The sequence below is a fragment of the Kribbella aluminosa genome, assembly GCF_017876295.1.
Lineage (GTDB): Bacteria > Actinomycetota > Actinomycetes > Propionibacteriales > Kribbellaceae > Kribbella > Kribbella aluminosa.
Genome location: NZ_JAGINT010000002.1, coordinates 3623540 through 3636667, shown reverse-complemented (window position 1 = coordinate 3636667; position 13128 = coordinate 3623540). Strand labels below are relative to the sequence as shown.

Here is a 13128-nt window from a genome sequence, read left to right as displayed (position 1 = left end):
GGACTCCGGCGCGGGGAGTCGGGCCGGCCCGGTGCTGGCGATCGGGCCGCTGGCCGAGCGCATCCCGGCGCCGCCACGCCGAACACCTCCGGCGCCGCCACTTCGCCACGCCGAACACCTCCGGCACCGGCACTTCGCCACGCCGAACACCTCCGGCACCGGCACTTCGCCACACCGAACACCTCCGGCACCAGCACTTCGCCACGCCGAACACCTCCGGCGCCGGCACTTCGCCGCGTCGAACGACTCCAGCGCCGTTCAGCGGCGACGCCTTGCGGGCGACGGATTCAGAGGCGGGGGTCGACCGGCTCCGACTCCAGGGCGAGTACGGCGAAGACGCATTCGTGGATGCGCCACAGGGGTTCGCGGTGGGCGGCGCGTTCCAGGGACTCCAGGCCGAGGGCGTACTCGCGGAGAGCGAGGGAGCGTTTGTGGCCGAGGTTCCGGTCGCGGAGGCGGGTGAAGTTCGCGGGATCGGTGTAGTCGGGGCCGTAGATCAGCCGAAGGTACTCCTGGCCTCGCACCTTCAGCCCGGGCTGCGCGAGACCCTTAGCGGTCCGTACAAGGTTCGCGGCCGGCTTGACCACCATGCCCTCTCCCCCGGCGCCCGTCAGCTCCTCCCACCACGCGACGCCGGCGTCCCAGTCGCCGGCGTCGACGTACAGCCGCCGTGTCGGCGTGATGAGTTCCGGGCCTGCGGCAACCATCTGGTCGGCGATGCCGAGGTGCCAGCGGTGCGGCCGCTCGTGGTACGTCGCCCCTTCGGACGCGAGCACCTGGAACGGCGCGAGCCGTACGCCGTCCAGCCCGTCCGTCGGCCAGCAGTATCGCCGGTACGCCGCCGTGAACCGCTCCGCGTTGGCCGTACGCCGTTCCGCCGTCGCCAGCAGCTCCCCCACCTCCAGCCCGGCCGCACGGGCGGACCGGAGCGCGACAGTTGCGGCAGGCAACGAAGTACGAGCAGCCGCACCGACCGCGGCGTACTGGTTCCGCAGCAGGTCCTCGGCCTTCGCGCTCCACGGCAGGAGCTCCGCGTCGAGCAGCAGCCAGGACGTGTCGAGCTCCTCGAAGACACCCGCGGCGGAGGCGACCGCGCGCAGCCGGAGCAGCAGCTCGTCCGTCAGCTCCGCGCCGAAGAACGACCGCCCGGTACGCGTGTGGATCGCGCCACGACCAGCCAGCCCGAACCGCTGCTCCGCCACCTCGTCGTCCCGCGTCAGCAGTACGACGGCCCGCGAGCCCATGTGCTTCTCCTCGCACACCAGCTCCGTGACGCCCTGCCCGCGGTACGTCTCGAACGCCTGCCGCGGGTGCTCCAGCAGCCCCGGCTCCGGCGACGTCGCGACCGGGCTCATCGTCGGCGGCAGGTACAGCAGGAGCCGCGGGTCGATCGCGAACCGGCTCATCACCTCCAGCGCCGCGCCGGCCTGCTCCGCGCGGACGCTGAGCCGCCCGTGGGTCGCGGTCTCGATCACGCGGCGGCCGGTGACGTCCGTCAGTTCGAGTACGTCGGGTTCGCGCTCGGGCGCCGCGGCCACGTGCAGCGGTTTCGCGGGCGCGTAGTACTCCTCGGCGGCCGCTACCGACACCAGCTCCCGCTCCGGGTAGCGCAGCGCGGTGAGCGATCCGCCGAACACGCAGCCGGTGTCCAGGCAGATCGTGTTGTTGATCCACTCCGGCTCGGGCGTCGGCGTGTGGCCGTAGACGACCGTCGCGCGACCGCGGTAGTCGTTCGCCCACGGGTACCGCACCGGCAGCCCGAACTCGTCGGTCTCGCCGGTCGTCTCGCCGTACAGGCAGAACGAGCGGACGCGTCCCGACGTACGGCCGTGCATCCGCTCGACCAGGCCGGCGTGCGAGACGACCAGCTTGCCGCCGTCGAACACGTAGTGCGAGATCAGGCCGTCGATGAACGTTGCGACCTGGTCCCGGAACTCCTGCGGCTCCGCGGCGAGTTGCTCCAGCGTCGTTTCGAGGCCGTGGCTGATCTTCACGTTCTTGCCGCGGAGTGCGCGGAGCAGCTTGTCCTCGTGGTTGCCGGGTACGCAGTACGCGTTGCCCTGCGCAACCATTCCCATGACGAGCCGCAGTACGCCGGGGCTGTCCGGGCCGCGGTCGACGAGGTCGCCGACGAACACCGCGCGGCGGCCGGGCTGTGCGGGCTGTGCGGGCTGTACGGGCTGTGCGGGCTGTACGGCGTGGACGGGCTGTACGGCGTGGACGGCGTCGATCGGGCGGCCCGCGTCGTCACGGATCAGCGTGTAGCCGAGGTCGGTGAGCAGCCGTTCGAGTTCGGGGCGGCAGCCGTGGACGTCACCGATGATGTCGAACGGGCCGGTCTGGTCCGTGAGGTCGTTGTAGAGCCGCGTACGTTCGATGCTCACGGCATCGATCTCTTCGACGCTGTCGAGAATGTGGACGGTGCGGAAACCCTCGCGTTTCAGGCTGCGCAGGCCGCGCTTGAGCTGCGAGCGCTGGCGGACGACGACCTTGCTGCCGAACTGCCGGTCGGCGCGTTGCTCGTTGCGTTCGACGCACACGCGCTCGGGTGGGTCGAGGACGATCGCTACCGGGAGTACGTCGTTCTCGCGGGCCAGGTTCACGAGCTCCTTGCGGGCGTCCGGCTGGACGTTGGTCGCGTCGATCACGGTCAGCCGGCCGGCGGCGAGGCGCTTGCCCGCGATGAAGTGCAGGACTTCGAAGGCGTCCTTGGTGGCTGCCTGGTCGTTCTCGTCGTCGGAGACCAGACCGCGGCAGACGTCGCTCGAGATCACCTCGGTCGGGAGGAAGTGTGTACGCGCGAACGTCGACTTGCCGGACCCACTCGCACCGACAAGCACCACAAGACACAGACTGGGGATCTGCAGCTCAGTCATCATCACACTCCCCGTCGGCAGCCGGCTCCCGCGGCTCCGCCACGGCTGCAGTGCGGGCGCGCGGCTCCGCCACGGGGGTGGAGCGGGCGAAGACCGCGAGTTGGGTGGGTGGGCCGACCTCTGGGTCGTCGAGGCCCACCGGGCGGAACTCCACCGAGTAGCCGTAGCGGTCGGCGACCTGTGTTGACCAGGTGCGGAACTCTGCGCGGGTCCACTCGAAGCGGTGGTCAGGGTGCCGGTACTTGCCGGCGGGGAGGGACGGGAAGCGCACGTTGTACTCGCTGTTCGGGGTCGTGACGACGGCCGCCGCCGGGCGTGCGACACGGAAGACGGAGTGCGCCAGCGCCGGCAGGCGGGGTGGGTCGACGTGTTCGACGACCTCCATCAGTACGACGGCGTCCAGGGCCGGCGAGGCGTTCGTCGGCGTACGTCACCGACGACTGCAGGAACGTCAGCCGGTCCCGCTGCCGGTCCGGCAGGTCGTCGTAGTGCAGCCGGCGTTTCGCGGCGAGCAGCGACCGTACCGACACGTCCGTCGCGATCAGCTCACCGACCATCGGGTCCTTGAGCAGTTCGCCGACCAGCGCGCCCTCGCCGCAGCCGATGTCCGCGATCCGCCGCGCGCCGAGCTCCCGCAGTACGCCGGCCACCGTCGTACGGCGCTCGACGGCCAGCGACACGGAGCCCTCGTCGGCACTCTCCTCCGCCAGCTCGAGACCGTCGGCCTCGGCGAGCCGCTCCAGCGCGGCGTCGGCAAGGTAGCGCCGGTGCGCGAGGTAGCGACGCGAGATCAGTTCCTTCTCCGGATGCGCCGACAGCCAGCCCTCGCCGGCCCGGACGAGCTTGTCGACCTCCTCCGACCCGACCCAGTAGTGCTTCGCGTCGTCGAGCACCGGAAGCATGACGTACAGGTGGTTCAGCGCGTCGGCCAGCCGCAGTACGCCGGTCAGCCGCAGGTCGACGTACCGCGAGTCACCCCACCTGGGAATGTCCGGATCGAGCGGCACCGGGCGGGCGTCGACAGTCCAGCCGAGCGGCGCGAACAGCCGCTCCGCGAGATCGGTACCGCCGTTGCAGGGCAGCGCCGGTACGTGCACGTCGAGCGGGATCGCCCGCGCGGCGAGCTCAGGGCGGGCGTCGCAGCGGCCGTTCATCGCCGTACGGAAGAGTTTTCCGAGCGCGACCGCGAGCAGGCTGGAGGCGGCGTACGGACGGTCGTTCACGTACTGGCCGAGCGTGAAACCCGCGGTCACCTTGCCGCGGCCGGCCTTCACCAGGCCGATCGGGTCGATCTCCAGGAGCACCGCCGCGGTGCAGCGGTCGGCGGTCGCCTCCGGGTAGAACACGTGGGCCGAACCGCCGGTGACCTCGATCGCCTGCGGTCGCGCCGGGTTCTTGTGCAGCAGGAACCCGAAATCGCTCGCAGGAGCGTCCACTCCGGAAAGATCGGTACCAAGCGTCAGGAACACGTGACGTATTCGATCACGTGTCGCGGATCGAGACACGCCCTTTAGGGTCTGGCGCGTTCCGGGGGTTTGGTTCTAGCTTGAGAACAGAAGATGAGTCGCTACAGACCGTCCTTCCCCGCTGACACTCTGTACACGTCCCCGGTTTGTGGCGAGAGCCCACCCACGCCACCACTACGGGGAAAGGATCATGGCAGCTCTCACACGCCACACGGGGTGTCGCCGGTGAAACCCCAGACGTTCGAACTCGTCCGGTACGCCGACATCAGCGGGGTCTCCGGGACCGGCGTCGTCGCCGAAGGCTGTGTCTTCACCGACGGCTCGGTCGCACTGCGCTGGCACGGCGCGAACCCGTCGACGGCCGTCTGGCCGGACCTGGACTCCATCCTCGCCGTCCACGGCCACCACGGTGCCACCGTGGTGCGCTGGCTCGACGTCTCCGAGATGGAAACCGTCCCGGGCACCGACCTACTGCCCGGCGAGGTCGCGCACATCCTCGCCACCGGCCGCCGCACCCACCACAAGTCGCCCGCCGCCGCCTCGGCCTAACCACTCCGCCGCGGTCCGCACCCGCCGCCTCCCGGCGAACCCTCCAGTTCGGTGGATATCCCCTCAACTGGAGGGTTGCCTACTAAAAATATGTGGGGGCAACCCTCCAACTGAGCAGGCAACCTCAGGGAAGGGTGGGGTGGGGCCGGTTACGGGGTGAGGCCTGTTAGGGCGAAGAACTCGGCTCGGGAGCTGGGGTTCTCCCGCAGGGTTCCGTGCAGGGACGACGTGACCGTCCGCGAGCCGACCGCCCGGACGCCGCGCAACGACATGCACTGGTGCTCGGCCTCGATCACGACGCCGACGCCCTTCGGGTCCAGGTGGTCCTGCAGCCAGTCCGCGACCTGCTTGGTCAGCCGCTCCTGCACCTGGAAGTCACGCGCGAACAGTTCCACCACCCGGGCCAGCTTCGACAGCCCGAGGATCCGGTCGCCGGGCAGGTACCCGACGTGCGCCACGCCCTGGAACGGCAGCAGGTGGTGCTCGCACAACGACTGCACCGGGATGTCCTTGGCGAGCACGAGCTCGTCGTACCCCTCGTCGTTCGGGAACGTGGTGAGCTCGAACTCCCGCGGGGTGAGCATTTCGGCGTACGCGTTCGCGACCCGGCGCGGGGTGTCCGCGAGATGCGCGCTGTGCGGATCCCGCCCGAGCGCGGTCAGCAGGTCCGCGACGGCACGCTCCGCCGCCGGCAGGTCGATCTGCTCCCGGCGGGCGACGATATGGAGCGGGACGGACTCGAGGTCGGCCGAGATCGCCATCTGCACTCTCCTGAGGTATCAGCGAACTGTCATCATACTGTTTGACCAACAGAAGTTGTCGATAGAATCATTCCGTGGACACCTCGCGCGATGCCGCCGTCCAGGCGGTCGCCGTACTGGAGGAGCCGACCCGGCGCCGGCTCTACGAGTACGTGGTCGCGCACGCCGAGCCGGTCAGCCGCGACGACGCCGCGAGCGCGCTCGGGATTCCGCGGACGACGGCCGCGTTCCACCTCGACCGGCTCACCGGGGAGGGGCTGCTCGAGACCTGCTACGAGCGCCGTACCGGTCGCACCGGTCCGGGCGCCGGACGACCGGCGAAGCTTTACCACCGCTCCGACCGGGAGATCGAGATCAGCCTCCCGGAACGCCAGTACGCCGTCGCCGGCCAGCTGCTGGCCGCCGCGATCCAGGACGCCGAGACCGGCACCGTCACCCCCCGCGAGGCGGCCAACCGACGCGCCCACGAATACGGCCGATCCCTGGGCCGCACCGCCGCCGCAGCCGGTGGGAGCGGTGTGGGCACCGCAGCCGGTGCGAACGGCGGAACCGGTGCGAACGCCGGAGCCGGTGTGGGCGGTGGGGAGCGTGCGGGTGGTGGGGATGAGGTGTTGGTGCGGGTGCTTGAGGGGGCAGGGTTCGAGCCTCGGGTGGTTGTGGATGGGATTGCGCTGGCGAACTGTCCGTTTCGGCGGCTGGCCAAGGAGCATCCGCAGTTGGTGTGCGGGATGAACCTGCACCTGGTCGCCGGGGTGCTCGCGAGTCTCGACGTACCGCTGCGGGCCGAGCTCGCACCCACGCCCGGCCACTGCTGTGTACGTCTCGTACAGTCGATCCGTGGCTAAGGCGAAGCAGAGCCAGGGGACCCCGGCGACAGTGGCGCTGACCAAGGCGAAGGTCGAGTTCACGACGCACGCGTACGAGCACGACCCGGCGGCGAAGTCGTACGGGCTGGAGGCCGCCGAGGCGCTCGGACTGGACCTGGAGCAGGTGTTCAAGACCCTGCTCGTCGAGGTGGACGGCAAGCTCACGGTCGGCGTCGTACCGGTCGGCAAGCAGCTCGACCTGAAGGCGATCGCGGCCGCGGCCGGCGGGAAGAAGGCGATGATGGCCGACCCGTCCGCCGCCGAGCGCAGCACCGGGTACGTCGTCGGCGGGATCAGCCCGATCGGCCAGAAGCGCGCGCTGCCCACGGTCGTCGACAGCACCGCCGCCGACCACCCGACCGTCTACGTGTCGGGCGGCCGGCGCGGTCTCGACATCGGCCTGTCCCCCGCCGACCTGATCACCGTCACAAGAGCACGCACCGCGGCTATTGCCCGCTGAGCAGGCTCACTCCACCATCGCCTCGGCCGGGATCGCCTCCGCTCCGGTGATGAACGACACCACGTCACTCATCGACACCTCCCGCGGATCGACCACACCGGCCCGTTTGCCCAGCCGGTGCACGTGGATCCGGTCGGACACCTCGAACACCGCGGGCATGTCGTGCGAGATCAGGACGACCGGCAGGCCGCGGTTGCTGATCCGCTTGATCAGCTCCAGCACGTGCGAGGTCTCGCGGACCCCCAGGGCCGCGGTCGGCTCGTCCATGATCACCACCTTGCTGCCGAACATCGCCGCCCGGGCGACGGCGACCGCCTGCCGCTGGCCGCCGGAGAGACTCTCCACCGGCTGGGTGATGTCCTGGATCGTGGCGATGCCGAGCGCGTCGAGCTGGTTGCGGGCCTCGACCCGCATCGCCTTGCGATCGAGCAGCCGGAGCTTGCCGAGCAGACCGTCGCGGCGGAGCTCGCGACCCAGGAACAGGTTGGTGGTGATGTCCAGCGCGGGCGCCACCGCGAGTGTCTGGTACACGGTTTCGATCCCGTTACGGCGCGCGTCGAGCGGCGAGTGGAACCGCACCGCCTTGCCCTCCAGCTGGATCGTCCCCGCGTCCGGCTGCAAAGCGCCGGTGAGCGCCTTGATGAGGCTGGACTTGCCTGCTCCGTTGTCGCCGACGATGGCCAGCACCTCGCCCGGGTAGAGATCGAAGTCGGCGCCGTTGATCGCGGTGACGTGCCCGTAGCGCTTGACGAGTCCCCGCGCCGTCAGCATCGCCGTCTTCCCAGCCACACGCTCGCTCATGAGCTCCTCCTCCGCGTCGCCTGGTCGAACGCGACCGCGGCGATCACCAGGACGCCGGTGGCGAGGTTCTGGTAGTTCGAGTCGATCCCCATCTGGGTCAGGCCACTGCGCAGTACGGCGACGATGAGCGCGCCGACGACCGTACCGACGACGCCGCCGCGGCCGCCGAACAAGCTGGTCCCGCCGATCACCACGGCGGTGATGCTGTCCAGGTTGCCGGTCTGGTACGCGTTCGGGTCGGCGGTCGGGGTCCGGCCGAGAGCCATCCAGGCGGCGAAGCCGTAGATGATGCCGGCCACGGCGTACACACTGACCAGTGTGCGGTCGATGTGGATACCGGTCAGCCGGGCCGCCTCCGGTTCGTTGCCGACGGCATACACGTGCCGGCCCCAGCCGGTCTTGGCGAGCACGAACCACATCAGTACGAACAGGAGCGCGGCGATCACCATCCCCATCGTGAACTGCACGCGGCCGAACAGGTACAGCGACGTACCGAGCCAGGTCAGCAAGCCGCTCGGCACCGGCCAGGTGGTGCCTTTGCTGTAGAGGTTGGTGACCGCCGTCATCACCGCGAGCATGCCCAGCGTGACGATGAACGGTGGCAGCTTGATCCGGCTCACCAGGAGGCCGGACAGCGTCGCCACCAGGGTGCAGGCGACGATCGCCAGCACCAGCGCCACGGGACCGGGCAGGTGACCGGTCGTGAGCCGGGTCATCAGCAGCGTGCCGAAGACCGCGATCGACGCGTTCGCCAGGTCGATCCCGCTGGTCAGGATCACCAGCGTCTGACCGAGCGCGAGGGTGCCGACGACGATCGACTGCTGGACGATGAACGAGAAGTTGTCGATGTTCGCGAACGTACTCGTGGCCAGCGAGAAGAAGATGATCGCGACCAGCAGGGCGGCCGTCGGACCGAGCACGGGGTTGCGGGCGAACAGCACCCGCAACGCTCCGCTCCGGCTACCGGTGTCAGCGGTGGTCGTTGCCGTGGACATCGATCATCACCCCCAGCAGTTCTGGGCGCCCCAGGCGGTGTCCTTGGACGCCTGACCCGGGACCGGCTTGTCGGTGATCAGCGTGGCGCCGGTGTCGATGAACCCGGACGGCTTCTTGCCCGACTTCGCGTAGTCGAAGACCGCGTTCACGCCGTCCTCGGCCATCTTCTTCGGGAACTGCATCACCGTGGCCACGAACTGGCCGTCCTTCACGTTCTGCACGCCCTGGCAGCCACCGTCGATCGCCCCGACGATCACCTTGCCGGTCAGGCCCTTCTCCTTCAGTGCCTGGTACGCGCCGCGCGCGGCCGGCTCGTTGATGTTGTACACCGCGTTCACCTGGCCGCCGACCCGTTGCAGCAGGTTCTCCATCGCCTGTTGCGCCTTGGTCTGATCGCCCTGGGTGAGCGCGCTGCCGATGACGTCCGGCGTGTTCAGCGGCAGGCCCATCCCTTCGAGGAAACCGTTGTGCCGCTGGACGCCCACGCTGGCGCTCGGGTCCAGGTCCATCATCACCAGCTTCGGCGGGGTGCTGCCGAGCCGTGCCTTCACGTACTGACCGATCAGCTTGCCGGCCGACTCGTTGTTCGTCGCGTACGTCGCGGTGACGGCATCGGCCGGGGTGGTCGCGGTGTCGAGTGCGATCACGATGACACCCTTGTCCTGTGCCTGTTTGATGGCTCCGAGCACGCCCGCCGAGTTGCTCGGGGTGATCAGGATGCCCTTGACGCCTTGCTGCACAAGGTTCTCGATCGCGGTCACCTGCCCCTCGTTGTCACCGTCGAACTTGCCGGCCAGCGCAACCAGCGTGCCGCCCTTGCTCTCGGCCGCCGCCTTGGCCGAGTCGCGCAACTTCACGAAGTACGGATTGGTTTCGGTCTTGGTGACCAGGCCGATCTTGACCGGCCCGGAGCCGCCCGAGCCGGAGCCTGACCCTGACGTCTTTGTCGTCGTACAGGCGCTGAGCGCGACCGCGCCGACGCACACGAGTGCGGACAGCGTGGAGACCGAGCGCCGGGTTCCGGTGAGCTTCATCGGAGACCTCCTGCGATTCCTGATCGTCCTAGGGATCCACGGCCGGGTGACCGCTTGGTTCCGGCCAACGTAGAACCGCTCAGATGAGCGCGGAACGGTTTGCGCAAAAGATTGCGGATCGTTTCCGGGCCGGAGACGATTCCCCCATGGTCGGCCCCCGTCGCGGTGCACGGCTGATCGACGTGGCCACGCTGGCCGAGGTGTCGATCAGCACCGTGTCACACGTCCTGAACGGTACCCGGTACGTCGCGCCCGAGACGCGGGAGCGGGTCCGGCACGCCCTCGAGGCACTCGACTACGCACCCCCGGGGCCGATGGTCGCGAAGCCGTCCGGTCGCGCTCTCGGGCTGGCGGTCACCGGCGCCTCCAACCCGTACTTCGGTGACCTGATCGCCGGCGTGGAGTCGGAGGCGAGCCGGGCCGGGTTCGCGCTGCTGCTGTGCGATACCCACGACGACACCCAGCTGGAGGCGAAGGCGGTCGCCACCCTGCTCGCGCACAACGTCGAGGCGGTGATCATCGCGCCGACGCCAGGGTGGCAGGACACGACCTTGCCGGTGTTGCGCAAACACGAGACCCCGTTCGTGCTCGTGGACCGGATGAGTGACGTCCGCGCCGACCAGGTCGGCACCGAGAACGAGTCGGTGGCCGCGGCGCTGGTCGACCATCTGATCGAGATCGGCCATCGCCGGATCGGCATGCTGGGGGGCCTCGCGGGTCTGTCGACCACCGACGAGCGGCGGCGCGGCTATCGGCGCGCCCACGAGTCCGCCGGGATCGCCGTCGACGACGGCCTGATCGTGGACGCGCACTCGACCGTGTCCGGCGGTCGCGCCGCGGTCATGGCGCTGCTGAACAGGCCGGATCCGCCGACCGCGATCTTCGGAGCCAACAACGCGATGACGATCGGTGCCTTGCTGGCGCTGAAGGAGACTCGGCGGCGGATCCCCGACGACATGGCGCTGGTGACGTTCGACGACTTCGAATGGGCCAGCGCGATCTCACCGGCGCTCACCGCGGCGGCGCAGCCGTTCCACGCGATGGGAGCACGCGCGGTCCAACTGCTGCTGCGGCGCCTCGCGGATCCGTTCGCGCCGCGCCGGATCGAACGCCTCCCGGCCGAGATCGAGCACCGCGAGAGCTGCGGCTGCCTGCCCGTACCCAACTCGACGACGGTCAGCCGGTGATACCCGGTTTGCCGGTTTCCAGGTGGGCTGCGAGGCGGCGGCGGTACGTCGGGTCGTCGGGGGTGGTCACCTCGACGTCGTACCAGCCGTGGTCGGTCGGCCAGAACAGCGGACGGGACTGCTTGCCGCGGAGCTCCAGCGTGGTGGTCTTGCTGCCGTAGCCGGTTGCCTTCAGCTTGACCGTCAACTGCTTGCGGGACGTGTTGACCAGGTGGAGCTGAAGAGCGCCGGCGCGGTTTTCGATGCGTACGTCGAGGCCCGCCGCGGAGCCGGAGGACGAACCGGCCACTTCCGCCCAGAAACGGTTAGGGCCTTGGACCGCGAGTTCGAACGGGCCGTCGACGGGGATCTCCACCAGGGTCGGGGTGTCGCCGGGGGTCTTGTCCGCGGCCGCATGGTGGACGTCGAGGTGGGCCGGAGCGGGGAGTTCGCCGCCGTACGGGTAGACGGTGAAGTGCGCCGACTGGGCGCCGTGGTTGCTGATGGCAAGCATCAGCTTGCCGTCGGCCACCGATCCCGAAACCGATGGCCCGTAAGGCAATGCGCGGGCCGGGCGGCGGCCGGGCTCCTGCTCCGGGAGCGCCTGGTCCGCGGGCGGCGCCGGGTGCCAGCGGTCGATCGGCGGCGGCACCGGGGCGGGCTTGTCGACCGGCGGCTGCCGGTAGCTGCGGTCGAAGTCGAACGTCGACGTCAGGTCACCGCACGCGGTCCGGCGCCAGGTGCTGATGTTCGGCTCGCGGACTCCGGTCCACGCCTCGAGGAACCGCAGTACCGACGTATGGTCGAAGACCTGCGAGTTCACGTGCCCGCCGACCGTCCACGGGGACACCACGGTCATCGGGACCCGCGGGCCGAGACCGATCGGCTTGCCGGCGTACCAGTCGTCGCCGTCGCCGGAGCCGGGCTGCGGCGCGACCGGCGGCGGTACGTGGTCGAAGTACCCGTCGTTCTCGTCGAAGTTGACGAACAGCACGGTCTTCGACCAGGTCTCCGGGTCGGAGGCGATCGCGTCAAGGACGTCGTAGATCAGGTTCGCGCTGGCGACCGGGGTGGACGAGCCGGGGTGCTCGGAGTCGACCGAGGACGGGACCAGCCAGCTCACCCGCGGCAGCGTGCCGGCCTTGATGTCGGCGCGCAGCCGCGGCACCAGCGACTCCGGCTCGGAGCGGTACATCGCCTTGCGGAACAGCTTCTGGTCCGCGGCCGGCAGCTTGTCGACGGCCTCCGTGAGCTGCTGCAGCGCGACGGCCCGCTCGGTCGCGCTCTTCGCGAACAGCTTGTCGTAGAACTCCTCGGTGGTCCGGTAACCGCCCGGGATGTTCGCGAGGATCCGGTGCCCGACGTCCTTGAACGTCTTGAAGTACTCGACCGCGTTGTCGGTGAAGTTGTCCCACTCCTGGTAGATCTGCCAGGAGACGCCGGCCTTCTCCAGCCGTTCCGGGTACGTCGTCCAGTCGTAGCCGGCGTGGTTGTAGTCGTACGCCGCGTTCGTGACCGCGCGCTGCGTCGTACCGGGTTCGTAGCCGACGGTGCCGGACCACAGGTAGTTGCGGTTCGGGTTGGTGGAGCCGTTGACCGAGCAGTGGTACGCGTCGCAGATCGTGAACGTCTCGGCGAGTTCGTACTGCAGTGGGATGTCGGGGCGCTCGTAGTGGGTCATCGTGGCGGCGGTCTTCGCCTGGACCCAGTCGTCGTTCCAGCCGCCGGCCCAGGCCTGGGTCGCGTCGCCGAAACCGTGCGCGAGCGCGCCGAGGTACTGGATGTCGTCCGGGCTGCGGCCGGCATCCGCGGCCGCCTTCCGGAGCGAGAACGGGAGCACCTCGCCGCCACCGGATCTCGGCTGGTGGAAGATGCTCCGGCCGTTCCGCAGGCGCAGGGGCCGGCGGTCGCCGTACCCGCGGACGCCGCGCAGCGTGCCGAAGTAGTGGTCGAACGAGCGGTTCTCCTGCATCAGCACGATCACGTGCTCGATCGCGCGCAGCCCACCACGCCGGACAGGCTGCGCCATCGCGCTGTGCAGCGACGGAGGAAGCAGCGAAACCGCCGCCCCACCCACCACCGAACCGACCACCAGGCGCCGGGATATTTCCGTCATGGGTCCGGACGTTATGCGGAACCTGTAGCCGCCGCGA

At 69.6% G+C, this 13128-nt stretch carries 12 protein-coding genes; 4 read left to right on the top strand and 8 right to left on the bottom strand.

The window, feature by feature from the left end; translation table 11 throughout:
* Nucleotides 1-287 precede the first annotated feature (287 nt).
* The 3 genes from JOF29_RS38465 to JOF29_RS38460 are packed head-to-tail and all read right to left on the bottom strand — an operon-like array spanning nt 288 to nt 4312.
* Complete coding sequence (locus tag JOF29_RS38465; RefSeq protein ID WP_209699228.1) at nt 288-2876, bottom strand: polynucleotide kinase-phosphatase; 2589 nt, start codon at nt 2874-2876, stop codon at nt 288-290.
* On the bottom strand, nt 2869-3147 hold the full coding sequence (locus JOF29_RS44155; RefSeq protein WP_245359847.1) for a hypothetical protein: 279 nt from the start codon (nt 3145-3147) through the stop codon (nt 2869-2871). The genes JOF29_RS38465 and JOF29_RS44155 overlap by 8 nt, the downstream gene beginning before the upstream one ends.
* On the bottom strand, nt 3104-4312 hold the full coding sequence (locus JOF29_RS38460) for a 3' terminal RNA ribose 2'-O-methyltransferase Hen1 (RefSeq protein WP_307863905.1): 1209 nt from the start codon (nt 4310-4312) through the stop codon (nt 3104-3106). The genes JOF29_RS44155 and JOF29_RS38460 overlap by 44 nt, the downstream gene beginning before the upstream one ends.
* Before the next feature lie 255 nt (nt 4313-4567).
* On the opposite strand from JOF29_RS38460, the gene JOF29_RS38455 reads away from it, so the two are divergent.
* The gene (locus tag JOF29_RS38455) at nt 4568-4891 is read left to right on the top strand and encodes a hypothetical protein (protein WP_209699227.1); all 324 of its coding nucleotides are present in this window, start codon (nt 4568-4570) and stop codon (nt 4889-4891) included.
* A gap of 149 nt (nt 4892-5040) precedes the next feature.
* Here the strand turns inward: JOF29_RS38455 and folE are convergent, their stop codons facing one another.
* Entirely contained in the window at nt 5041-5652 is a 612-nt protein-coding gene (gene folE, locus JOF29_RS38450; protein ID WP_209699226.1) for a GTP cyclohydrolase I FolE, read from the bottom strand.
* 74 nt (nt 5653-5726) lie between these two features.
* On the opposite strand from folE, the gene JOF29_RS38445 reads away from it, so the two are divergent.
* Together JOF29_RS38445 and ybaK are read left to right on the top strand one after the other, a co-directional pair.
* Nucleotides 5727-6497, top strand: a complete 771-nt coding sequence (locus JOF29_RS38445; protein WP_209699225.1) for a helix-turn-helix transcriptional regulator — start codon at nt 5727-5729, stop codon at nt 6495-6497.
* Complete coding sequence (gene ybaK / locus JOF29_RS38440) at nt 6490-6978, top strand: Cys-tRNA(Pro) deacylase (RefSeq protein ID WP_209699224.1); 489 nt, start codon at nt 6490-6492, stop codon at nt 6976-6978. The genes JOF29_RS38445 and ybaK overlap by 8 nt, the downstream gene beginning before the upstream one ends.
* 6 nt (nt 6979-6984) lie before the next feature.
* Here ybaK and JOF29_RS38435 read toward each other — a convergent pair whose 3' ends face one another.
* From JOF29_RS38435 to JOF29_RS38425, 3 genes are read right to left on the bottom strand one after another with little or no spacing between them, the layout of a single operon-like run.
* A complete protein-coding gene (locus JOF29_RS38435) occupies nt 6985-7779 on the bottom strand; it encodes an ATP-binding cassette domain-containing protein (RefSeq protein ID WP_209699223.1) in 795 nt (264 codons plus the stop codon).
* Nucleotides 7776-8774, bottom strand: coding sequence for an ABC transporter permease (locus tag JOF29_RS38430; protein ID WP_209699222.1), 999 nt, complete (start codon nt 8772-8774; stop codon nt 7776-7778). Before JOF29_RS38430 ends, JOF29_RS38435 begins: the two co-directional genes overlap by 4 nt.
* Before the next feature lie 6 nt (nt 8775-8780).
* Nucleotides 8781-9809, bottom strand: a complete 1029-nt coding sequence (locus JOF29_RS38425; RefSeq protein ID WP_209699221.1) for a substrate-binding domain-containing protein — start codon at nt 9807-9809, stop codon at nt 8781-8783.
* A gap of 146 nt (nt 9810-9955) precedes the next feature.
* On the opposite strand from JOF29_RS38425, the gene JOF29_RS38420 reads away from it, so the two are divergent.
* Complete coding sequence (locus tag JOF29_RS38420) at nt 9956-10996, top strand: LacI family DNA-binding transcriptional regulator (protein ID WP_209699220.1); 1041 nt, start codon at nt 9956-9958, stop codon at nt 10994-10996.
* Here JOF29_RS38420 and JOF29_RS38415 read toward each other — a convergent pair.
* Complete coding sequence (locus tag JOF29_RS38415; protein ID WP_209699219.1) at nt 10986-13091, bottom strand: phosphocholine-specific phospholipase C; 2106 nt, start codon at nt 13089-13091, stop codon at nt 10986-10988. The two genes, JOF29_RS38420 and JOF29_RS38415, sit on opposite strands and share 11 nt — an antisense overlap.
* Between the last annotated feature and the right edge of the window lie 37 nt (nt 13092-13128).